The following is a 21781-nucleotide window of genomic DNA, read 5'->3' as shown; positions in this document are numbered from 1 at the left end:
TTCTACTCCTATCTGTGTGTACGTGGATCACTAGCATCGGCTAAGTTTTGTCCAACAATGAAAAGTGATAAGGAAACCAAAACCAAAATTGTCAATGGAATCCAGAAGAGGTAGGCATTTGTAGTTACGTTCTGAGAATAATCTGAGATCAAACGTCCCAAACTTGGTACTGTGATTGGTAAGCCAAGTCCAAAGAATGATAGGAAGGCTTCATATGAGATAAATGCAGGGAGCATTTGTGACATAGTCGTAACAATAACAGATACCAATTGAGGCATGATGTTTTTTATGACGATTTTGTAAGTTGGTGTTCCGAGTGTACGTGAAGCAAGGTTGTACTCCAAATCACGGTAACGCATGATTTGAATACGGATTGAATAAGCAATACCAATCCATGTAGTCACACTCATGGCAAAAATCAAGTTCCAGAAACCTGCTCCGATAGAGTAAGTCAAAACGATAACGATCAATAGCGATGGAATATTGTTGATAACGTTGTAGACTTCCATCATGATACGGTCTACCGATTTTGAAATACCCCAAATTCCACCTACAATCACACCGATAACAAGGTTGATAAAGGTCGCAATTACAGAAATTAAGATAGAGTTACGAGCTCCAAACCAGACACCATCAAAGAGAGATTTCCCGTTACTATCTGTACCGAACCAATATTCACCATTCGGTTTGATATAGCGAGCACTAAAATCATTTACCTTACTAACATCGTTAAAGTCAAAATCTGAGAACATTGGATAGATGAAACTCATCAAAACGATGGCAATCAAGATACCGAGCATGATGACTGTTGATTTTTTCTTGAAAAACTGTCTAAAGACAGAACCCCAGTATGAATAGGCAGGAGTATCAATTGCTTCAGAGGCAAAATCATCACGTTTTACAAATTGAAATTTATCATTACTAATTGTAGACATTATTTGCCTCCTTTCTCTGTCAGTTTAATACGTGGGTCAATCATAGTCATCCAAATATCCCCAATTAAGTAAGAGAAGATTGAGACGCAAGTAAAGATGAAAACTAGACCAACTACCATGTTATTATTTGACGCTTTTACAGAGTCAATCAACATTTTACCCATACCTGGGAAGGCGAAGACTGTTTCTGTAAGAGTTGCTCCACTGATAACACCAATAATAGAACCTGGAATACCTGAAACGAGTGGTACCATAGCGTTCTTAAAGATGTGTTTGTTTGAAATTTCTTTCTCAGATAGACCTTTTGCACGTGCAAAACGAACGAAGTCTTGAGATTGTAAGTCAATCATGTAACGACGAATCCAAATTGCCATACCAGGTGCACCCAACAAGCCCAAAATCACTACAGGTAAAACATATGAACGCCAGTCTCCAGCACCCAAGATAGGGAATGAATCTGGGAATCCAATTGAAGAACCAATCAAACGAATGATGTATACAAGGGCAATCGTTGGAAGAGCAAGTAAGAAGGTCAAAGCTCCTGTAGAGAAACTATCAATCCATGTATTTTTGTAACGAGCCATTGCAGAACCAAGTGGAATTGCAATCGCGTATGAAATAGCAAGACCAATCAAACCTGTGATAGCAGAGCTTGTAATCATTGAAGGATATTGATAATTACTTTCAGTAGCTGTATAAGGATCATCCTTACCATAGTTTGCTACTTCACGTGCATCTGCTTGACTTGGAGATTTGTAGGTTCTTGAGTAAATGTTAACTGATGATGTTTTCTTACCAGTTGGGAATTGAACTTCTGAAGTCTTGGTTTGTCCTTGACCTTGTGTGATAACTTGAAGAACAGGAGTATTGGCATAAGTTGGGTAAGAATCTCCTAAGTTCAAGTTGACAAAGTTTTGGTGAACAAATGGGAATTGACTGTTGAAGTACAAGAGGTATTTATGTTTAGTCCCTGAACCTACTAGAGACCATCCAATAGCCGGATCGTTTTCAAATCGCAAATAACGCTCTAAATTAGGATTTTCCGGGTCTTGAATCTTGTTTGTATGGTCAATGTCAAGCAAGTTTGCATAGAATTTGAACACACGCTCGAAAATAGGGATTTCACGAGTAGCATAGAATTGTCCGCTCTCTGTGAATACACCCAAAGTCCAACCGTTACCAAGTTGTTGGATATATTTTTCGTAGATAGCTTTATTTGTATCGTTTGCATCAACGGTTACAGAAGGGTCAATGCTACTAGCTTTTTCCTGCAACTCTTTCGTATCGTAATATTCGATATACCCCATACGCTCAAAAACGGTATTTTCATAGTTATCACGTTTATCAGCTGTTGTTGCAATTTTATTGTAGTTAGTATCTTGTTTGAAGATCAACTTCCGTGGAACCATCGTATAGATGATTGTGTAAATCAAGGTCGTTACTAAAAAGATAGAAACTAACGACCGCAAGATACGCATAAAAACATATTTTTTCATATTATTTCCTTTAAAATCCCAAAAGAACCTTCTCCTTTTGGAGAGAAAGTTCTGATGAGCATTATTTATTTCACGTGGCTCGCTAATTCTTTTTGAGCTTTTTCGTTTGATTCAGCTTTTTCTTTGAGCCATTTTTCACGAGCTTCTTTGTACTCTTTAGCAGTTACAGTGTTAGCTTGCAATTTAAGATATTTGAAGTAAACATCTGAACCTTTATCACCAGATTGAGTATAAGATGCTGAGAATGGAACAACACGAGAGATAATAGGAGCTGCTCCTGAAGATGCCATTGCAGGAAGGAAGAGTGAGCTATCTGTCAACCAAGCTTGAGCTGCTGCATATTTTTCATAACGAGTCGCAAGATCGCTTGTTTCATTTCCAGCTTCATCAACTAATTTATCATATTCTTTCAAACCAACTTGAGCAACTGCTGGGTTAGATGGATTGTCATATCCCATGTAAGTCTTAGTTGTTTCGCTATTAGTTGTTTTCAAGATATCAAGGTATGTTGATGGGTCTTCATAGTCAGGGTTCCATCCAACTGCACCTGAAAGATCCCAATCCTCTGCAGCTGCGCTAGCTGCGTAGTATGTGATATTGTGTAGTTCGTCTGTAGTGATTTGTTGGATATCAATCACTACATTTTCAGTTCCAAGTGTAGTTTCAACTGATTGCTTGAATGACTGGATACGAGCAATGTAACCTTTAGATGTTTGGTCTACTGGAATATCCAAGTGGATTGGGAATTTCACACCTTCAGCTTCTAGAGCAGTTTTCGCTTTAGCTAATTCAGCTTTAGCCTTATCCGCATTGAAGAGTCCATCTTGACCATCAGCAAGGTTTACATTTTTCCACTCATCACCATAAGTAGCAACTTTTTCAGTTACCATGTCCCCAAATGTTTTACCGTTAGCAGACACAAACTCTGGTTTTACAAAGAGGTTACGAACAGCAAGAGGAGCTCCCTTTTCACCATTAAGTTGAGCAGAGTATGCAGTACGGTCAAATGCAAAGTTCAAAGCTTGACGGAAATCTTTATTAAGAAGGGCTTTCTTAGTAGCAGTCTTTTCTTCGTCAGTAGTTTTTGAAGTGTATTTGTATGATTGACGATCAATATTGATACCCAAACCAGCGATACCTGGACCTTGTGGATTGTAGTAGATATTGTCTTTGTATGTTTCTTCAACTTTTGAGAAGTTTGAGCTGGTTGGGAAAAGACGAGCATAGCTGTAAGCTCCACTTGTAAAGTTACGTTCAAGTGATTCTTGGTCTGAACCATCGTAGTAAGCAAGGGTTACAGTATCCAAATGAACATTATCTTTATCCCAATAGTTTTCATTCTTCACAAATTCGATAGATGACTTAGCAGTCAAACCTCTAAGCAAGAATGGACCATTGTAAAGCAAAGAAGTTGGATCAGTCGCTTTACCGAAGTCTGAACCTTTTGATTTTTCAAATTCTTCGTTCAAAGGCCAAAAGATTGAGTAAGCCATTTTAGTATTCCAATACGGCTCAGGCTTGTTCAAAGTGTATTGGAGAGTATAGTCATCAACTGCTTTAACACCAACTGAAGCAAAATCTTTATTGTTTCCGGCTACATAATCAGCTAGACCTTTAACTGAATTTTCTGCTAGATACATTGCTGCTGATTTGTTATCAGCCGCGTGTTTCAAACCATTTACGAAGTCTTTAGCAGTTACTTCTGCGTACTCTTCACCATCAGAAGTGAACCATTTTACTCCCTTACGAATCTTGTAAGTATAAGTTAAACCATCTTGTGATACAGACCAGTCTTCTGCAACTGCTGGTGTAATGTTCCCATATTTATCATTCGTAAAGAGTCCATCAATACCATTTGATGTAGCCACTTTTGTACTTTGTTTACCAGAGATAAGATAATCCAAAGTTTCTGGATCAGCGGTATATGTATAACCGTAAGCTTTTGGAGCCTCTGCATCATTAGATGATTTTGAAGAACCGCAAGCTGCAAGAACACCTGTAGCAAGTAAGGCAACACCTGCTACTGCAAGAATCCGACTTTTTTTCATATTTATAAACTCCTCGTTTTAAATTGTGGATATTGAAAATTATACCACAGTTTTTTTAAAAAGTAAACGAATTTTCAGAATATTTTGTCGCATGTTTTTTTAAACATTTGAATCTTATGTTTTCAGAAAAGAAAACTATTGACGAGAAACAATTTTCAAGGTATAATAATAAAAGTTAAGGCGGTATAGCCAAGTGGTAAGGCACGGCTCTGCAAAAGCTTGATCGTCGGTTCAAATCCGTCTACCGCCTCTATATAAACGAAGACTCCTAACGGAGTCTTTTCTTTTTTACACTTAAAAAGCTTTATCAGTTTTCTCTGATAAAGCTTTTGTTTTATTCAGTTTCTTCTTCTGATTCAAGTTCTTGGATTTGAACCTTAAGCTTGGTGACACGACCATTTTTTACCTTGTCATTTGTCAAGGTGATATGCTTATTTCCACTATCTAACTCATAGCTGAGTTTCTCAGATGTTGGAATAGTTCCCACACCTGTCAAATAATAACCAGCAATAGTATCTACATTGTCACTTTCAAGCTCGACATCAAAATAATCATTGAAATCGTTCAAATTCATTGTCCCTTGGACAATATGAGTGTCCTCGCCGATAGTATGAACATAGACTTCAGCACGGTCAGTTTCATCATCAATCTCACCAACAATCTCTTCAAGGAGATCCTCAAGTGTTACCAATCCAGCCATTCCTCCGTATTCATCAAGAAGAATAGCCATCTGTCTTTGTGAATTTCTCAGTTCTTTTAACAAATCGTCCACAAAAATGGTTTCAGGTACAAATAGAGGTTCCTGTAATATCTTTCTCAATACAATATTATCAAAACCATCGGTAAACCCTGCTTTTAGCAGATTCTTTGTATGAATCAAACCAATGACATTGTCCTTATCGCCGTCATAAACAGGAATTCGAGAAAAGTTTTGTTTTAAGATACTTTCGATAATGGTCTGAGTGTCATCTTGGATATCTACCATAAAGGCATCTGTTCGAGGAACCATGACTTCACGCGCCATAAGCTCATCCAGTGAGAAAATCCCCTGCAACATCTCGATTTCATCAGCATCCAAAGTTTCTTCGCTTTTAGTCAGCATGTACTCAATCTCATCACGAGTCATTTTTTCGTCTGCATCGTCAAATGTCATCGGCGTCAAACGGCTCAAAAGATTAGTTGATGCAGATAGCAACCAAACAAAGGGACTCACAATCTTACCGATAGCAATAATAAATGGTACAGTTCGGATTGCCAAGGCATCCTTAAGATTTAGAGCAATGCGTTTAGGATAAAGTTCGCCAAAAACGATAGAGATATAGGTCAAGAAAGCAAGTGACAGGAAGCTTGCGATTGCGTGCGCAGTTTCGCTATTTCCCATCCATGAGGCTATCAATTGTCCTAGAGAGTCTGCTAGTTTAGCCCCTGACAAGATTGTAATTAAAGTAATACCAACTTGAATGGTTGATAAAAAGTGATTGGGGTTTTCAAGTACCTTTAGCAAACGGATATAGCGTTTATCCCCCTCTTCAGCCTTTTGTTCAACACGTGAGCGACTAAGAGAAACCATAGCCATCTCTGTAGCAGAGAAAAAAGCATTTAAAAAGGTCAAAACAACTAATAATACAAATTGCAGTAACAAATCCTGACTGCTCGGGTCTTCCATTTTCCTTCTCCTAAAAAGTATAATTGTGACTATTATACCATATTTTTCAACTTCTACACATTAAATTGTGATTTCTATAGTAAATCCCCTACCGAAACAATAAGGGACCGACTATCTATTAGTTCTTTGTAACAGTTACTTTTCCTGTTCGGTAATCTAACTGAATTCCCTTTTGAACGTTAGGAACCACGACGTTAAACTCCAATTCACCATCAGATGATTTGGCTTCAATTTGAGATGCAGAAGGAACCAAATCTTCTTCTGTAGCGTAGAGCAATGTGACACGGTAACGCACGCGCTTATTTTGATCCAAAGCCTTTCGAACTAAACTTTCATAGTAGTTTTGTCCAGTCGAATCTTCTGCGCGTGCTTGGTTGGCCCAGGCTGTTTGTACAGCGATATTTTTGGGATTGCTAGTAGATGCATCAAAACCATCTAAACCACCAATCAAGGCATAGCCTAATAAATGTCCTCTATCTACAGCGTGATTATAAGTCCCTTTTAGGTTTTTGACCTGATGCCATCCTGCCGGGGTCCAAGAAGTCGAACCATTCCCGGTTTCTTCACGGTCTTTGTACTGTCTTGTTGCTTTTGACATAAGGGCATTAGCAACAGTTGGGACCGTCTCCCCACCTACAGTTTTTGTCTTGTTATCGGCATAGGGTTTACTTGAAACCTTTGCATCTAAGTTCGTTTTGTTCCCATTTACGATAAAGGCACCTGCTCCATTCCACTCAAGAGTACCCTTTATTTGTTTTTTTACCGAATCAGTCAGTACACTCTCGGCCAATTTTTGACTTGGAGTATCAAGCGACTGGGATCTCTGGTTGACCTGTGTTTGCGGTGTAGCATTGGAAGCCTGCATTTCTTTTATGTAGTAACTTCCTGCCGACAAAAGTAGGAAAAGCAGAAGACCTATGAGTGCCTGCCTTGTTTTTTTATTCATCTTTTCTCCTTAGTTTTGTTCTTAGAAAAAGGCTGGTCTCCCAGCCTATTTCCCTGTAAATTTCGCAATTAACTCATGCCACTTTTCTGGAGCTAAAATCGCCCATGGATCTTGGCCCTTGCCTAAGATACCGTAGCCAATCATCAAGCCAATTCCAAGTGCTAAGACACCTAAAAGTAAAACAATGATGACTAAAAGAAATCGACGTAGCACATAAGTTACTTCCTTATTCATCTTCATCAGCTTCCACACTTACCCGTTCAATATTAGCCCCTAACTGAGCTAACTTTTCATGAAAACGATAATAACCTCTATCCAAATGGACAAGTTTCCCAACAACAGTCTCCCCTTCAGCTATTAAACCTGTCAGAATCAAGGCTGCACTGGCACGAAGGTCCGTAGACAGCACTTCTGCCCCTTGGAGAGGTTGCCCGCCAACGATACGAGCTGTATCACGGATAATCTCAGAATGCAAGCCCATGCGACGCATTTCCTCTAGATGTTGGAAACGATTCTCAAAGACTGTCTCAACCATAGTTGATTCTCCTTGAGCAACCGTCATAAGAGCAGTAAACTGCGCCTGCATGTCCGTAGGAAACCCTGGATGTGGTAAGGTCTTGACATAAACTGCTTTTAGTTTGTCTCGTTGAGAACGGATGCGGATTCCTTCATCCTCATCGATGACTTCAACACCCATTTCTTGTAATTTCGCCAACAAGGGACGGTTGTGTTCCCAGATAGCATCTTGAATCAGGACATCTCCACCTGTCATTGCAGCAGCAACCATGAACGTCCCTGCTTCGATGCGGTCTTGAACAACGTTATGGGTTGCACCATGCAAGTTTTCAACACCAGTGATGGTAATGCTCTCTGTTCCCGCACCTTTGACTTTAGCACCCATTTTATTTAAAAGAACAGCCAAGTCTACAATTTCAGGTTCACGCGCAGCATTTTCGATAACAGTTACGCCATCAGCTAGCGTTGCAGCCATCATCAAGTTTTGGGTTGCCCCAACACTAGGAAAGTCCATATAGATATGGGCCCCATGCAAGCGTTCTGCCTTAGCTTCGATATAGCCAGCTGTTTGGGTAATCTTAGCCCCCATTGCTTCCAAACCTTTAAGGTGAAGGTCAATCGGACGACTACCGATCGTACAACCACCTGGCATCGAAACTTTAGCGTGACCAACCCTAGCCAGAATCGGACCCAAGACTACAATAGAAGCACGCATCTTGCTGACATACTTATAGGGAGCTTCTTCTGTGATATCATCTGTCGCATCCACTTCAACAACGTGTGCATCTTGATCAAAATTAACTTTCGCATTTAATCCACGAACTACTTGGTTCATGGTAAAGACATCCGATAGGATAGGAACATTTTTTAAAACTGTTTTTCCTTCGCTTGCTAAAATTGTCGCCGCAAGCAGTGGCAAAACTGCATTTTTCGCGCCCTCAATTGTAACACTTCCGACAAGGCGATTATCGCCACCTCGAACTACAATTTTTTCCATAAATATTTTCCTTTACTTTCGAATTTAGAATAATGTCCGTACAGCTTCTTGCCATAATTGGTAGAGATTTAGGAAAAAAGAACTGATTAGATATCCTAAACCGATACTATACAATACTACCAAAAGTCGTACCTTCATCGCATTGTCCTTGGTCACCTTCAAAATTTGATCCCATTTGACTAAATCTTTCAAAAGTTGAAAAACTAGGTAGATAAAAAACATATGACTACTTAGGGTAAAAAACAATTGAATCATCTGCCTATTATACCATCTTCTTTTTTTCTACGCTAGTCTATGGACTTGCACTATATTCTATGGGTTGTTTTTCAAGTAATCAATTGCATCCTGAAGTGTTTTTACAGGAACAATCTTCATGTCTGTTTTAATCATTTCAGCAGCTTCTACAGCCGTGTCATAATTACTTTTAGCATTAGGATTGGCCTTTTTAGCTTCTTCAGTTACTGGATTGTTAGGAGCAAAGAATACAGTAGCTCCTTTTTTTGCAGCAGCAACAACTTTTTTGTCAATTCCACCAATATCACCAACATTTCCATCTCTGTCGATACTTCCTGTACCAGCAATGATACGTCCATTTCGAAGACTTGGATCTGCAATTTGCGTATAGATGGATAAACTAAACATCATTCCAGCACTCGGACCACCAATGCCAGCAGTTGAAAACTTGATTGGCACATCACTTGACACTTCTGTGCGGTCAATCAAACCGATTCCAATACCGTTTTTCCCATTTTCCAGAGTAATGATTTTTCCTTCAGCGGTTTTGACTTTCCCATCTTCTTGATAAGTAACTTTAACCTTGTCGCCTAGAGTTTGAGAATTGACGTAGTCGACCATCTCCTTAGAACTCTCAAAAGTCTTATCATTGACAGCTGTTACAGTGTCAGCGATATTGAGAATACCCTTGAAGGTTGAGTTATCTGTTACGGTCAAAACATAGACTCCCAGGTATTTGAGTTCTATCTCCTTGCCCGCCGCCTTCAGACCTTGATATTTGGCCATGTTCTGCGAAGTTTCCATGTAAAACTGGTTGATTCGCATAAATTCTGCATCTGAAGAACCACCTGTCATTTCTTTTGCACTACGAATATCTGTAAAAGGTGTTAGCCAAGCATAAACCAAGTCCACCATTCTGGCGTGTTTAACTCCTACCGTCACAAATTGGTAAGAGCCTTCTTCTTGGTCAGATTGGTTATTAACTTGTAAAACCTTTCGAATATCTTCTGAAGTCCCTGGCACCTCAATGTAATAAGGAAGTGGTACCGTAAAAGCTATAAAAGTGATCATGAGCCCGATGATTAAATATATGGGCCATCTAGTTTTTTTCTTCATTCTTTAACTCCTCCAAGACTACATTTGGTACATACTTGCTAATATCTTGTTCAAACTTCAATAGTTCTCTCACAGCTGAAGAGCTGATGTAAACATGCTCTGGGCGACTATGGAGATAGACTGTCTCAATCTCTCCTGCTAATTGATGGTTGTAAAAATCAAAACTGGCTTCATACTGAAGATCCGCAGCGTTACGCAAACCACGAACAAGAACATGGACACCCAGTTTTCTCGCAACATCAACGACTAATTCATCATGAGAGGATATGACCTGGACATTTTTTAGGTGTCCCACCGCTTTTTCAACCGTCTCTAGCCGACTTTCTATCGGTAAAAATCCATTTTTGTGTGGATTATAAAAAATTCCCACATACAATTTATCAAAGAGCTTACTTGCACGCTCAATGAGATCCATATGCCCATTCGTCATTGGATCAAACGAACCTGTGAATAGCCCGATTTTATCTGACATAAACCGTCACCTTACTAATCCCATATATTTTTTCCTTCCAGATGCCTAAACAGGCGATTTCTTCTGGAAGCTCTACTGATTTATCGGTCTCACAGACCACCATGATATCTTCTGAGAAAAGATTTCTCTCCGCCATTTTTTCAATGTCGGATACGATTTGCTCCTTGGCATAGGGAGGGTCCAAAAAGATGAGATCAAAGACACCATCCACTTGCTCCAATGCACGACTGGATTCCATTTTCAATAATTGAAATTTAGAGATTTCCTTGGTCATCTGAATGTTTTCTGCCACAATATTCTGTGCTCGGCGATCCTTCTCAACTAGGACAGCGCTCGACATCCCTCTTGAAACTGCTTCAATGGATAAGCCCCCACTACCAGCATAGAGATCTAGCACACGTCCTCCTTCAAAGTAAGGGCCAATCATATTAAAAATAGCTCCGCGGACCTTGTCCGATGTCGGCCTCGTTGTTTTCCCGTCCAAGGTCTTTAAAGGACGTCCTCCGTAGATTCCTGATACGATTTTCATAAGGTATATTATACCAAATTCTGATGAAATAAGAAAATCGAACCTCTCGGTTCGATTGATTAAAGAATATTCTCGTAAGTATCTCTAACTTCTTGTGGCCAAACACTGGTTTGAACTTCACCGATGTGTTTCTTACGAAGTAAGAACATGGCCATACGAGACTGTCCAATTCCTCCACCGATTGTCAAAGGGAAGAGTCCGTTCAAGAGAGCCTTATGCCATTCAAGAGATAAGCGGTCTTCATCTCCTGTAATAGCTACCTGACGACGAAGAGTGTCTTCATCGACACGAATCCCCATTGAAGACAATTCAAAGGCTGCACCCAAATTATCATTCCAAACAAGGATATCTCCATTTAGACCCTTGTAGCCATTTTCAGATTCTGTTGTCCAGTCATCATAGTCCGGCGCACGTCCGTCATGAGGTTTTCCATCTGACAATACACCACCGATACCAATTAGGAAGACCGCACCATATTCCTTACAGATAGCATTTTCACGTTCTTTTGGAGTTAAGTCTGGGTAGCGTTCAACCAACTCTTCAGTATGGATAAAGGTAATTTGCTTCGGCAAGATAGACTCAATATCATAGCGTGCTTCTACTGCTAACTCTGTTAAACGAATAGCCTTATAAATCTTTTCGACCGTTTCTTTAAGGTAGGCAAGATTGCGCTGCCCATTAGGAATAACCTTTTCCCAGTCCCACTGATCAACATAAACTGAGTGAGTCGCATCTAGTGAGTCTTCGTCTGGACGAAGGGCCTTCATGTGAACAAAGAGGCCTTCACCCTCGCCAAAACCAAAACGGGCCAAGGTATGGCGTTTCCACTTAGCAAGTGAATGCACCACTTCATAGGTTTCATTAGGAATCTGCAAAACCTTAACTGAAACTGGATGTTCAATCCCTGAAAGGTTATCCTGCATCCCATCCCCAACCTTACTCAAGATTGGTCCTTGCACTTCTACTACTTCTAACTTATCTTTTAAATATTGTGTAAAGGTATTTTTTACAAAGGAAATCTCTTCTTGCTGATGGATAAAACTTTTCTTCATACGTTCCTCCTTTTGAATAATAAAAAGATTATACCTTTTTGTTAGTAAAAAGGAAAGTAAAAATTAAAAAAGAGCTCATTTGAGCTCTAAAAGTATTAATCGTCTCTTCCAAAGATACGTAGGAAGCTAAGGAAGAGGTTGATAAAGTCGAGGTAGAGGCTAAGTGCTAAAGAAATTGCCCAGCCTGTAGCTACCTGTCCATCTGACTCTTCGTAAACATAACGAATTTTTTGATTATCCCAAGCAATCAAACCTGCAAAAACAAGCACCATAACAATACTAATAATGTAGTCCATTAGGCCACTATTTAAGAAGATATTAACAACCATGGCCAGTATCAGACCAAATAAGGCTGCAATCAAAGCACGACCGATTCCACTCAAATCCTTTTTAATGACTACTCCTACGATAGCCATCACAAAGAAGAGGGCTGCACTGGAGATAAAGGCTGTCAAAACTGTCCCAGGAAGATAGAGCGAAACAATGAAGCTTAGTGAAAAACCATTAACCGCTGAGTAGAGCAGAAATATTGGAAAGGTTGCTGGACTATTCTTTACCGCTAAACCACTCGCAAAAATCACTAGAGCTACTTCTACAATTCCTGTTACGATTAGCCATATACGGGCGTTAATCATTAACTGAACAAGAAGATCTTGGAAGGTTGTTAACATCAAGGCTGAAACAATTGCAGATAAGGCAATCCCAATCCCGACAAAAGCATAGACTTTTGCATAAAATTGATTCAGACCAGAACGTTCTTGAATAATTGTTTGATTCATATCTTTTTTCTCCTTATGAAATCTTTTTACTTATTATAACAAAAATAAAACAATTTAACTCAAATAAAACATGAGTATGCCTGCAGCAATGGCAACGTTGAGACTTTCCGCTTGCCCTTTCATGGTAATATGAACCAGTTGATCTGCCTGATTTGTCATGAATGGACTAATGCCTTGACCTTCATTTCCCATAACCAAGACGAAATCTGCTAGCTGAGCAAGCTCACGATAATCTTTAGAGTTTTGGGACAAAGTAGTTGCTAGAATTGGTAAATTGCCCTTTTTAGCCTCTTCAACAAAAGTTTCAATAGGCATCCGATAAATCGGTACATGAAAATGACTGCCCTGCATGGATCGGAGAGTCTTCAAGCTATATATATCTGCTGACTTGCTTGAAACAATGACTCCAGAAAAACCTGCCGCATCTGCCGTTCGGATCATCGTGCCAACATTTCCAGGGTCCTGCACGTCTTCCAAGAAAAGATATTTTCCAGAGGTGAAATCCGGCAACTGCTCTTCCTCCTTTTGAACAATGGCTACAATGCCCTGAGGAGTTTGTGAATCTGCCAAATCAAGCAAAATTTCTTCGGCCACAAAGACAGTCTGAGGGTAGTCCGTTAATTTTTCACCATACTCTGAAAGGGAAAAAATTCTCTCTATCTTTGCACCAGCCTGAACAGCCTCTTCAAACAAATGCCATCCTTCAATTAAATAAGAAGATTTTCGATATTTTTTTTGATGCAATTTCTTGGCATTTTTTACCACAGAATTGGCTTTAGAGGTTATAATAGTCATAGGAGTATTATAACACAATCAAGGAGGTTTGGTATGCAAAAGGTCAAAATGATCGCACAGGGTCGAGTTCAAGGCGTTGGTTTCCGCTGGGGCGTCTACACCCTTGCCCTCGAACTAGGTGGAATCACTGGTCGTGTCTGGAACAATGATGACGGAACCGTTGAAATTCTTGCCCAAGCAGAGTCTTCAGCTATCATGGCTAAGTTCATCCAAGAGATTCGAAAAGGACCTACTCCCTTCTCAAAAGTAACTTATCTAGATGTTCAATTGAGCAACTTCCCATCCTATTCAGATTTCAAAGTAGCAAATTAGGTCTCTAGAACTATTGTATATTTTCAAAAAAAACAGTAGAATAGAAAGGTATCATTTTTAAGAAGGAATTAAAACAGTGAAATCAATTAAACGAATCGCCCTCTCTATCATGGGAGTGGCCATGCTATTAGTCTTAACAGGCTGTGTCCAGGTTGATAAAGCAACTGGACAACCAACAGGATTTATTTGGAATACAATCGGAGCACCTATGGCTGAAGCTATCAAGTACTTTGCTACTGATAAAGGGCTAGGCTTCGGGGTCGCTATTATTATCGTAACCATTATCGTCCGCTTGATTATTTTACCACTTGGTATCTACCAATCATGGAAGGCAACTCTTCACTCTGAAAAGATGAACGCCCTCAAGCATGTTCTTGAGCCACATCAAACTCGTCTCAAAGAAGCAACAACTCAAGAAGAAAAACTGGAAGCCCAACAAGCTCTCTTTGCTGCTCAAAAAGAGCACGGTATCAGCATGTTTGGCGGAGTAGGATGTTTCCCTCTCCTCATCCAAATGCCTTTCTTCTCAGCGATCTACTTTGCTGCTCAACATACAGAAGGTGTTGCTGAAGCTAGCTTCTTAGGAATCGCACTTGGTTCTCCAAGTTGGATTCTTATCGCCTGTGCAGGTGTTCTCTACTACGTCCAATCGCTCCTTTCACTACACGGAGTTGAAGATGAGACTCAAAGAGAACAACTCAAGAAGATGATTTACATGAGTCCAATGATGATTGTCATGTTCTCAATCTTTTCACCAGCCAGCGTTACGCTTTACTGGGTTGTCGGTGGTTTCATGATGATCCTTCAACAATTCATCGTCAACTACATCATTCGTCCAAAACTTCGTAAAAAAGTACGTGAAGAATATGCCAAGAACCCACCAAAAGCAAGCAAAACTTCAGGTGCTCGTAAAGATGTAACTCCTGAATCAGCAGCAGTTATCTCAACTTCTACTAAGAAGAAAAATAAAAAACGCAATTCTGGAAAACAACATTCTAGATAAAAAATAAAAGGAGGCTGGGACAAAAGTCCTAGCCTCTCAATTGTCTTTGGATTGTCGAGCAAGACGCAGTGGTTGAGTGGGCTCTACTACGCTGATTTCATCATCTTTTACAGCCCTACTCAACTGTGCGGAGGTGGGACGACGAAATCGAATTCTAACGAATTACCGATTTCTGTCCCACTCTCTTTTTCATATCAGAAAAGCCCGATGTTCCCATCAGGCTTCTTTTTATCCATGTACACGTTTCATGTAATCTTGATAACTTTCTGTATCCATCAATTCCTTAGCATTCTTCACACGATCTGCCGTTGGAGGTTTAACCCCTTCAAGAGAATACGGAATGCCAAGCTCGCGCCATTTGAATTCTCCCATAGTGTGGTAGGGTAGGATTTCAAACTTATCAACGTTTTTAAGAGTTTTTACGAACTTACCAAGCTCAATCAAATCTTCATCACGGTCTGTCAATCCAGGCACAAGAACGTGACGAATCCAAACAGGTTTCCCAATATCTGACAAGTACTGAGCACATGCCAAGATATTTTTATTGGTTTGACTGGTTACAATCTTGTGTTGTGCTTCGTTGATTTCCTTGATATCAAGAAGAACCAAGTCTGTCACGGCCATTAACTTATTGAACTTTTCTAGATAGCGTGGTTTATTACGGAATGGAAGGGCACAAGTATCCAAGGTACAGTGGATTCCTTTTTCTTTTGCTTTGGTAAAGAGGGCAATCAAGAAATCAATCTGCAAGAGAGCTTCTCCTCCACTGACTGTGATACCTCCCTTGTCTCCCCAGAAACCACGATAACGAAGCGCTTCTTCTAGAACATCATCTACTGTTCGTACACGAGATTTATTGGTTTCCATCGCCCATGTGTCAGGGTTATGGCAATATTGGCAACGCATCTGACAGCCCTGCAAAAAGACAATAAAACGAATCCCAGGGCCATCTACCGCCCCAAAACTCTCTGTCGAATGCACCATTCCTGTCACTTGTCCATAGTCAATTGTTTCTTCAGACATCACGTCACCTTCCTTGAAACCGTTTTATAGCTTTATTATATCATGCCTGAAAAGAAAAACCACAGATTTTGTCTATTTTTTAGAAAACAAACTGTTTTTCACTTTCAACTTTCATGATTTTCAAAAATTTTTCTAATCCTTGTCAAATTCGAATCCATAGAGAGTTGCAAAATAGTCCTCAGGTCGCTCTGCTCTACGGATTAGCCGTGCACCACCGTCCTCTGTATAGAGAACCTCTGCTGAACGAAGTTTGGCATTGTACTGGTAGCCCATAGAGAAGCCATGCGCACCTGTATCATGAATGACTAACAAATCACCAATTTCTGTTTGAGGTAGTTCACGATTAACTGCAAACTTATCGTTGTTTTCACAAAGAGAGCCAACAACATCAACTACCTCCGTCTGACCGTCAGGATTCATCATATTGGTGATGTGGTGATAAGCTCCATACATAGCCGGTCTCATAAGATTGACAGCTGATGCATCTACTCCGAGATAAGTTCGGTAGGTTTTCTTTTTATGGGTTACTTTAGTCACTAGAATTCCATGAGGTGCCAACATAAAGCGTCCTAGTTCTGTAAAAATCTTAACTTGACCAAGACCTGCTGGCGTAAGAACTTCTTCATAAACCTGACGAACACCCTCACCAATTAAAGCAATGTCATTAGGCTCTTGTTCTGGGCGGTAGTTGACCCCGATTCCTCCAGAAAGATTGATGAAATCAAGGGAGATTCCTAATTTATCTTTTATTTCTACAGCTAATTCAAAAAGCTGTCGCGCCAATTCTGGATAATAGAGATGAGTAACAGTATTGGAAGCTAGGAAGGAATGAATCCCAAAAGTTCTTGCTCCCTTTTCTTTCAAGATAGCAAAGGCTTCAAAGAGCTGTTCCTTTGTCATCCCGAACTTAGCTTCACCAGGATTATCCATAATATCCGTTCCTAGTTCAAATACGCCACCAGGATTGTAACGGCAAGAGATAATCTCAGGAATTCCCGCAGCGCGCTCTAAATGGTCGATATCTTCAAAGGCATCCAAGTTGATCGTCGCCCCTAATTTGCGGGCATAGGCGTACTCTTGGTCTGGTGTATTGTTTGATGAAAACATCATCTCCGCCCCTGTAAACCCAAGCTTGTGACTCATCAAGAGCTCTACATAACTAGAACAATCCACTCCACATCCTTCTTCTTGCAAAATCTTCAAGATAGCTGGAGTTGGGGTTGCCTTAACTGCGAAGTATTCTTTAAAGCCTTTATTCCAAGAGAAAGCTTCATTAACTGCGCGTGCTTTCTCGCGAATACCTTTTTCATCGTAGAGATGGAAGGGAGTTGGAAACTCTTCAACAATCTTTTCTAAGTCTTCACGTTTAATAAATGGCGTCTTCATAGGGCTCCTTCATATTCATTATCAAAGAAAGGCTGGGACGAAAGTTCCAACCTTTAAGCATCTTATTCTCTCTTATTTTTCTGTTTCGAAGATATTCCCAACTTCAACTTCAATTTGTTGGTTCTTCACATCAATATTGGTAACTTTTAAGAGTGATTTGTAGTCAAACTGCTGTTCACGATCTTCCTGAGCATTATCAGCAAAAACAGCTACACCAGCTAACTCAGAATCAAACTCTGTTAAAAGGCTAATCATACCGTTAATCGTTCCTCCGCCTTTCAAGAAGTCATCAACAATCAGGACACGGCTTCCTGCTTTAAGGCTACGTTTTGAAAGGAACATTTTTTCAATACGGTCGCTAGAACCTGAAACATAGTTAACACTCACAGTTGAACCTTCTGTGATTTTCAAGTCACGACGGACAATGACAAAAGGTACGTTGAGAACATTTGCTACTGCATTTGCAAGCGGAACCCCTTTGGTCGCTACCGTCATAACAGCATCAATCTTTTGGTCCATAAAACTCTTGGCAATAATACGTCCAATATTTTTTAAAATAGCCGGAGTACTAAGGAGATCAGACAAATAAATGTAGCCACCTGGCAGAATGCGGTCACTCTCTGAAAGTTTATCGCGAAGCTCTTGGATGATTGTTTTGGACTCAAGGGTAGAGATAGATGGTGTGAAAATAACCCCACCACCAGCACCTGTCACCGTTTGAATATGGCCGATTTCAATTTCTTCAAAGGCGCGCTTAATAATGACAATATCTTCTGAAATAGAAGATTTGGCAGATTCATACTTTTCCGCAAAGGTATTGAGACTGGTTAATTTGTATGGATTGTTAATCAAATAATTGGAAATAACAACCATCCGATCACTTCTTCTTAATTTCATTAGTTATTCACCATTCTTTTTAATTAGTCTTTTTCTCATTATAACACACTAAAGCAAAAAAAACGAACTTTATTGTCTAAATAAAGCTCATTTTTTTAGTTTCTAGTCTAATTTTGGCTTGTAGAAGGAACGATTGTCCATTGCAAAGACTTTATTGGTCATTTCACCCTCATCAACAAGAGCCAGAGCTGTTGACATCATCATCATACTCGCATCCAAATTATCAATCATATGAATAATTTCAGCTTCCATCACACGAGGACGAACTGGACTACCATACTCGAGTAATCCATGGTGACTGAGAATCACATGGCGCAGAAGCACCACTTCTTCTCGAGTGTCATCGATACCAAGTTCCATAACTGCTTTGGTAATCTCGCTATCAATCAAAGCGATATGGCCGATAAGATTTCCTCTCACTGTATACTCTGTCTGGTCCGGACCTGTTAACTCAATAACCTTAGCCAGGTCATGAAGCATAATTCCCGCATAGAGCAAGCTCTTATTGAGCTGTGGGTAGACATCTGCAATTGCCTCTGCTAAACGAACCATAGTCGCTGTATGATAAGCAAGCCCTGTTTCAAAGGCATGGTGGTTGGTTTTTGCAGCTGGATAAGAATAAAATTCTTTATCATATTTGGTATAGAGGGCCCGAACGATTCGTTGCCAGATGGGATTTTCAATCTTGAAAATCATCTGTGCCATGTACTCACGGATTTCTTTAACATCCACTGGTGATTTGACCTTGAAGTCTGCTGGGTCATTGGGTTCGCCAGGCTGAGGTAAGCGAAGGGTGATTTGATTGACCTGTGGAGTATTGTTATAAACTTCCCGACGTCCCTGCATGTGGACAACTTTTCCTGCAGTAAAGGCCTCAACGTTATGAGGTTGGGCATCCCAGAGCTTTCCTTCGATTTCCCCGCTATCATCTTGGAAGGTGAAAGCTAGGTAATTTTTCCCAGCACGCGTCTGTCTCAGATCGGCTGATTTGATCAGGTAAAAGCCTTCGAACAGTTCATCTTTTTTCATGTGACTAATCTTCATATTCTTCCTCATCTTCTTGGAACTGGAGCAAATCAAGCATAGGCTCACCTTCTGACAATTCAATATGTCGGAGAGTTCGCTCGATAGCTGAAGTACGTCGGTTTAACAATTCATCAATATTACCAGTGGCATGTTGGAGGTGTTTTTGCGCTTTAACCAGAATGCCACCAAACTTGCCAAATTCGGTTTTGACGTTGGCTAGAGTTTGGCTAATATGGTCAGCACTCTTTTGGATATTCAGAGTCTTGAAGCCGACCGATAGGGAGTTAAGAAGGGCTGACAAGGTACTTGGTCCCGCAACGATAATCTGCTCTTCCCGTCTCAAGCCATCAAAGAAAATAGGATTTCTAACGATTTCTGAGTAAAGACCTTCTGTCGGAACAAACAAGACTCCAAAATTGGTTGTCCGAGGTGGCGCCAGGTACTTACTCTTAATATCCTTAGCAAAACGCTTGACGCTTGCTAGGAGAGACTTACGACAGCGCTCAATCTCGTCCTTGTCACCTGCTTCATAGGATTCTTCCAGACGGTAATAAGCTGCCAGTGGAAACTTAGAATCAATCGGTAGATAGACATATTCTTGGTCGCCTTGTCCAGGCAACTTGATGGCGTACTCGACTCGCTCACTCGAATTTTCAACCGTTGCAAATTCTCGTTCATACTGAGCAGGTGTCATGATATCTTCGATAATCTGCCCCAGTTGTAATTCTCCTAAAATTCCTCGAGTTTTTGTACCAGATAAGACCTTATTAAGAGCGCCGACATCACGGGCAACCGTCTGCATTTCTCCAAGGCCGCGATTGACAGATTCCAGTTGTTTTGAAACTGTCTCGAAAGACGCTTGCAAGCGTGTCTGCAAGGTCTTTTCTAACTTTTCCTCGACCGTTTGGCGCATCTGCTCTAAACGTTGCTCATTTGATTCCTGCAAGGCCTGTAGTCGTTGGTCGGTCTTATCTCTGGTTTGGAGGAGGTTTTCATTCATCTCCTGTCGAACCTGAGTCAGACCTTGGTGCAATTCGATTCGCACCTCCTGCAAACGGTCGCTAACAGCCACTTCAAGATTTTTTTGGTCCAGCTGGCTTGCTTGTCGCGCTTGTTCAAATCGATAATCCAACTGATCTGAAAGGTTATCTGCCTGGTCTTCTAAACTTTTGGTCAGGTATTTCTCCTGCTTGTCCTGCCTCTGCCAAATAAGAAAGAGGCCGGCTAGGTTAGCAATTAGTAACAGTAGTAATATAATATCCATCCTATCTCCTGTCCTTGCTATGCAGCACGACTACATAGCCATCTGGGCAAGTCACCGAAACTTCCCTATCTATATATTCGTTAGAAGCGTAAACTTTCTTAAAGAAAAAATTCTCCTCTGTCAGTTCATACTTGGCACCAAGAATAGTCAACTGACTATCCCTCACAGGCATAAAAGCTAGATAATCATAGTCCGAACGTGGCTCTAGTTGACTGGTACCTTCTGGACAATAGGCAATCAAGTTTTGCCCATCCTCAATCTCTATTTGACGCATATAGGGCGCCAATTTAGGATTGCTAGGCAGAAAGACATTGGCCAGCATATGGTCGATGCGACCACCTAGGGCACCAAAAATGGTCACCTGAGCCTGAGGATTTTTTTCAAAAATCGTTAAAAGTGCTAGTTCCAGATCGGTATCATCCTTCTCTGGCTGAGCTTGGACAAAGTGTTGGGCACGTTCTTGAATCAACTGACGTTCTTCTACAGTCACAGAATCAAAATCCCCAACTGCTAAAGCAAGAGCAAGTTCTTCTTCCAATATCCAGAGTGAGCCTCGATCTACACCGACAAAACGGTCAAAATCTGTCCGGTAGTGACCGCGGTCTCCCCCTGCAAAAACTGCAGCTTTAGCCCAGTTGATTTCTGAGGGCTTGCACTCGTTCATTGACATCTCCCTTAAAGACATAAGATCCTGCTACAAAGACTGTAGCACCAGCCTCTTTGGCTTGAGCAATCGTTTTATCATCAATCCCGCCATCCACTTCAATCTCAAAGTTCAGTCCTTTTTCTTCACGAAGGGCAACTAACTCACGAATCTTATCCATGGTTTCAGGTAGAAAGGCTTGACCACCAAAACCAGGGTTAACCGTCATGACCAAAACTTGATCAACTAAGTGAAGAACGTGTTTGATAGCCTCAACAGGTGTACCTGGGTTAATGACAACCGAAGGTTTAACACCGAGAGAACGAATCTTTTGAAGAGCGCCATGGATATGAGGTGTTGCCTCGACATGGATGCTGATGATATCTGCTCCTGCACGCGCAAAATCCTCTAAATGATGTTCTGGGTTAGAGACCATCAAGTGACAGTCAAAGACCATCTTACTATGAGGTCGAAGACTTTCGACTACACCTGCACCAAAGCTGATCTGAGGTACAAAGTGACCATCCATGATATCGATATGGGCGTATTCTGCCCCAGTTGCTTCTAGGCGTTTAATTTCACGTTCAAAGTTGGCATAATCTGCTGCCAGAATTGACGGAGCAATCTTGTATTGAGACATAGGTTT

General features: G+C 40.6%; 23 protein-coding genes and 1 tRNA gene. 3 read left to right on the top strand and 21 right to left on the bottom strand.

From position 1 onward, the window contains the following. Positions 1-8 precede the first annotated feature (8 nt). From oppC to ACWPUA_RS02335, 3 genes are all read right to left on the bottom strand, one after another. Positions 9-935, bottom strand: a complete 927-nt coding sequence (oppC, locus tag ACWPUA_RS02345) for an oligopeptide ABC transporter permease OppC (protein ID WP_006151488.1) — start codon at positions 933-935, stop codon at positions 9-11. After that, positions 935-2431, bottom strand: a complete 1497-nt coding sequence (locus ACWPUA_RS02340; protein WP_454378877.1) for an ABC transporter permease — start codon at positions 2429-2431, stop codon at positions 935-937. Before ACWPUA_RS02340 ends, oppC begins: the two co-directional genes overlap by 1 nt. 65 nt (positions 2432-2496) lie before the next feature. Further along, positions 2497-4479 (bottom strand): peptide ABC transporter substrate-binding protein, encoded by a 1983-nt coding sequence (locus ACWPUA_RS02335; protein ID WP_006152175.1) that lies wholly within the window; start codon positions 4477-4479, stop codon positions 2497-2499. Positions 4480-4658: 179 nt separating this feature from the next. Here ACWPUA_RS02335 and ACWPUA_RS02330 point away from each other — a divergent pair. Further along, a tRNA-Cys gene (locus ACWPUA_RS02330) sits at positions 4659-4729 on the top strand. 84 nt (positions 4730-4813) lie between these two features. Here the strand turns inward: ACWPUA_RS02330 and ACWPUA_RS02325 are convergent. From ACWPUA_RS02325 to ACWPUA_RS02275, 11 genes are all read right to left on the bottom strand, one after another. Then, positions 4814-6145: a hemolysin family protein gene (locus ACWPUA_RS02325; protein ID WP_006151763.1), complete on the bottom strand. Its 1332-nt coding sequence runs from the start codon at positions 6143-6145 to the stop codon at positions 4814-4816. 118 nt (positions 6146-6263) lie between these two features. Next, positions 6264-7091: a DNA/RNA non-specific endonuclease gene (locus ACWPUA_RS02320; protein ID WP_454378874.1), complete on the bottom strand. Its 828-nt coding sequence runs from the start codon at positions 7089-7091 to the stop codon at positions 6264-6266. Between the two features lie 45 nt (positions 7092-7136). Next, entirely contained in the window at positions 7137-7331 is a 195-nt protein-coding gene (locus ACWPUA_RS02315) for a DNA-directed RNA polymerase subunit beta (protein ID WP_024054429.1), read from the bottom strand. Continuing rightward, positions 7318-8604 carry a UDP-N-acetylglucosamine 1-carboxyvinyltransferase gene (murA, locus tag ACWPUA_RS02310; RefSeq protein WP_454378872.1) on the bottom strand — a complete coding sequence of 429 codons (1287 nt, stop codon included), beginning with the start codon at positions 8602-8604 and terminating at the stop codon, positions 7318-7320. The genes ACWPUA_RS02315 and murA overlap by 14 nt, the downstream gene beginning before the upstream one ends. A gap of 24 nt (positions 8605-8628) precedes the next feature. Then, positions 8629-8859 (bottom strand): DUF1146 family protein, encoded by a 231-nt coding sequence (locus ACWPUA_RS02305; protein WP_223333788.1) that lies wholly within the window; start codon positions 8857-8859, stop codon positions 8629-8631. 57 nt (positions 8860-8916) lie between these two features. Beyond that, positions 8917-9954 (bottom strand): SepM family pheromone-processing serine protease, encoded by a 1038-nt coding sequence (locus ACWPUA_RS02300; RefSeq protein ID WP_223333790.1) that lies wholly within the window; start codon positions 9952-9954, stop codon positions 8917-8919. Continuing rightward, positions 9938-10426, bottom strand: coding sequence for a pantetheine-phosphate adenylyltransferase (coaD, locus tag ACWPUA_RS02295; RefSeq protein ID WP_254724576.1), 489 nt, complete (start codon positions 10424-10426; stop codon positions 9938-9940). The genes ACWPUA_RS02300 and coaD overlap by 17 nt, the downstream gene beginning before the upstream one ends. After that, complete coding sequence (gene rsmD, locus ACWPUA_RS02290; RefSeq protein WP_414271841.1) at positions 10416-10955, bottom strand: 16S rRNA (guanine(966)-N(2))-methyltransferase RsmD; 540 nt, start codon at positions 10953-10955, stop codon at positions 10416-10418. The genes coaD and rsmD overlap by 11 nt, the downstream gene beginning before the upstream one ends. Before the next feature lie 59 nt (positions 10956-11014). Next, on the bottom strand, positions 11015-12007 hold the full coding sequence (asnA, locus tag ACWPUA_RS02285; protein ID WP_414271842.1) for an aspartate--ammonia ligase: 993 nt from the start codon (positions 12005-12007) through the stop codon (positions 11015-11017). A gap of 95 nt (positions 12008-12102) precedes the next feature. Beyond that, entirely contained in the window at positions 12103-12786 is a 684-nt protein-coding gene (locus ACWPUA_RS02280; protein ID WP_036752231.1) for a Bax inhibitor-1/YccA family protein, read from the bottom strand. A gap of 54 nt (positions 12787-12840) precedes the next feature. Then, on the bottom strand, positions 12841-13581 hold the full coding sequence (locus tag ACWPUA_RS02275) for a TrmH family RNA methyltransferase (RefSeq protein ID WP_454378867.1): 741 nt from the start codon (positions 13579-13581) through the stop codon (positions 12841-12843). Between the two features lie 33 nt (positions 13582-13614). Between ACWPUA_RS02275 and ACWPUA_RS02270 the strand changes: the two genes are divergently transcribed. Together ACWPUA_RS02270 and yidC are read left to right on the top strand one after the other, a co-directional pair. Next, complete coding sequence (locus ACWPUA_RS02270; RefSeq protein WP_001174501.1) at positions 13615-13893, top strand: acylphosphatase; 279 nt, start codon at positions 13615-13617, stop codon at positions 13891-13893. Between the two features lie 76 nt (positions 13894-13969). Then, the gene (gene yidC / locus ACWPUA_RS02265) at positions 13970-14896 is read left to right on the top strand and encodes a membrane protein insertase YidC (protein WP_036752222.1); all 927 of its coding nucleotides are present in this window, start codon (positions 13970-13972) and stop codon (positions 14894-14896) included. Between the two features lie 228 nt (positions 14897-15124). Here yidC and pflA read toward each other — a convergent pair whose 3' ends face one another. The 7 genes from pflA to rpe all read right to left on the bottom strand — a co-directional run bounded on the left by pflA (position 15125) and on the right by rpe (position 21775). Further along, positions 15125-15919 carry a pyruvate formate-lyase-activating protein gene (gene pflA / locus ACWPUA_RS02260; protein WP_004251620.1) on the bottom strand — a complete coding sequence of 265 codons (795 nt, stop codon included), beginning with the start codon at positions 15917-15919 and terminating at the stop codon, positions 15125-15127. Between the two features lie 132 nt (positions 15920-16051). Beyond that, positions 16052-17305, bottom strand: a complete 1254-nt coding sequence (locus ACWPUA_RS02255; protein WP_454378864.1) for a diaminopimelate decarboxylase — start codon at positions 17303-17305, stop codon at positions 16052-16054. 72 nt (positions 17306-17377) lie between these two features. Beyond that, complete coding sequence (purR, locus tag ACWPUA_RS02250) at positions 17378-18202, bottom strand: pur operon repressor (RefSeq protein ID WP_006147832.1); 825 nt, start codon at positions 18200-18202, stop codon at positions 17378-17380. 102 nt (positions 18203-18304) lie between these two features. Further along, the gene (locus ACWPUA_RS02245) at positions 18305-19246 is read right to left on the bottom strand and encodes a 3'-5' exoribonuclease YhaM family protein (protein ID WP_006152067.1); all 942 of its coding nucleotides are present in this window, start codon (positions 19244-19246) and stop codon (positions 18305-18307) included. Continuing rightward, the gene (gene rmuC, locus ACWPUA_RS02240; RefSeq protein WP_454378861.1) at positions 19236-20492 is read right to left on the bottom strand and encodes a DNA recombination protein RmuC; all 1257 of its coding nucleotides are present in this window, start codon (positions 20490-20492) and stop codon (positions 19236-19238) included. The genes ACWPUA_RS02245 and rmuC overlap by 11 nt, the downstream gene beginning before the upstream one ends. A 1-nt stretch (position 20493) precedes the next feature. Beyond that, complete coding sequence (locus ACWPUA_RS02235) at positions 20494-21156, bottom strand: thiamine diphosphokinase (protein ID WP_454378859.1); 663 nt, start codon at positions 21154-21156, stop codon at positions 20494-20496. Next, entirely contained in the window at positions 21119-21775 is a 657-nt protein-coding gene (rpe, locus tag ACWPUA_RS02230) for a ribulose-phosphate 3-epimerase (protein WP_454378857.1), read from the bottom strand. Before rpe ends, ACWPUA_RS02235 begins: the two co-directional genes overlap by 38 nt. Positions 21776-21781 lie beyond the last annotated feature (6 nt).

The organism is Streptococcus sp. Marseille-Q6504, assembly GCF_965111625.1.
This window is presented reverse-complemented; position numbering and strand designations above follow the sequence as displayed.

Coding starts and splice junctions, on each gene's coding strand:
- oppC (WP_006151488.1), bottom strand. CDS start 935: ATGTCTACAATTAGTAATGATAAATTTCAATTTGTAAAACGTGATGAT.
- ACWPUA_RS02340 (WP_454378877.1), bottom strand. CDS start 2,431: ATGAAAAAATATGTTTTTATGCGTATCTTGCGGTCGTTAGTTTCTATC.
- ACWPUA_RS02335 (WP_006152175.1), bottom strand. CDS start 4,479: ATGAAAAAAAGTCGGATTCTTGCAGTAGCAGGTGTTGCCTTACTTGCT.
- ACWPUA_RS02325 (WP_006151763.1), bottom strand. CDS start 6,145: ATGGAAGACCCGAGCAGTCAGGATTTGTTACTGCAATTTGTATTATTA.
- ACWPUA_RS02320 (WP_454378874.1), bottom strand. CDS start 7,091: ATGAATAAAAAAACAAGGCAGGCACTCATAGGTCTTCTGCTTTTCCTA.
- ACWPUA_RS02315 (WP_024054429.1), bottom strand. CDS start 7,331: ATGAAGATGAATAAGGAAGTAACTTATGTGCTACGTCGATTTCTTTTA.
- murA (WP_454378872.1), bottom strand. CDS start 8,604: ATGGAAAAAATTGTAGTTCGAGGTGGCGATAATCGCCTTGTCGGAAGT.
- ACWPUA_RS02305 (WP_223333788.1), bottom strand. CDS start 8,859: ATGATTCAATTGTTTTTTACCCTAAGTAGTCATATGTTTTTTATCTAC.
- ACWPUA_RS02300 (WP_223333790.1), bottom strand. CDS start 9,954: ATGAAGAAAAAAACTAGATGGCCCATATATTTAATCATCGGGCTCATG.
- coaD (WP_254724576.1), bottom strand. CDS start 10,426: ATGTCAGATAAAATCGGGCTATTCACAGGTTCGTTTGATCCAATGACG.
- rsmD (WP_414271841.1), bottom strand. CDS start 10,955: ATGAAAATCGTATCAGGAATCTACGGAGGACGTCCTTTAAAGACCTTG.
- asnA (WP_414271842.1), bottom strand. CDS start 12,007: ATGAAGAAAAGTTTTATCCATCAGCAAGAAGAGATTTCCTTTGTAAAA.
- ACWPUA_RS02280 (WP_036752231.1), bottom strand. CDS start 12,786: ATGAATCAAACAATTATTCAAGAACGTTCTGGTCTGAATCAATTTTAT.
- ACWPUA_RS02275 (WP_454378867.1), bottom strand. CDS start 13,581: ATGACTATTATAACCTCTAAAGCCAATTCTGTGGTAAAAAATGCCAAG.
- ACWPUA_RS02270 (WP_001174501.1), top strand. CDS start 13,615: ATGCAAAAGGTCAAAATGATCGCACAGGGTCGAGTTCAAGGCGTTGGT.
- pflA (WP_004251620.1), bottom strand. CDS start 15,919: ATGTCTGAAGAAACAATTGACTATGGACAAGTGACAGGAATGGTGCAT.
- ACWPUA_RS02255 (WP_454378864.1), bottom strand. CDS start 17,305: ATGAAGACGCCATTTATTAAACGTGAAGACTTAGAAAAGATTGTTGAA.
- purR (WP_006147832.1), bottom strand. CDS start 18,202: ATGAAATTAAGAAGAAGTGATCGGATGGTTGTTATTTCCAATTATTTG.
- ACWPUA_RS02245 (WP_006152067.1), bottom strand. CDS start 19,246: ATGAAGATTAGTCACATGAAAAAAGATGAACTGTTCGAAGGCTTTTAC.
- rmuC (WP_454378861.1), bottom strand. CDS start 20,492: ATGGATATTATATTACTACTGTTACTAATTGCTAACCTAGCCGGCCTC.
- ACWPUA_RS02235 (WP_454378859.1), bottom strand. CDS start 21,156: ATGAACGAGTGCAAGCCCTCAGAAATCAACTGGGCTAAAGCTGCAGTT.
- rpe (WP_454378857.1), bottom strand. CDS start 21,775: ATGTCTCAATACAAGATTGCTCCGTCAATTCTGGCAGCAGATTATGCC.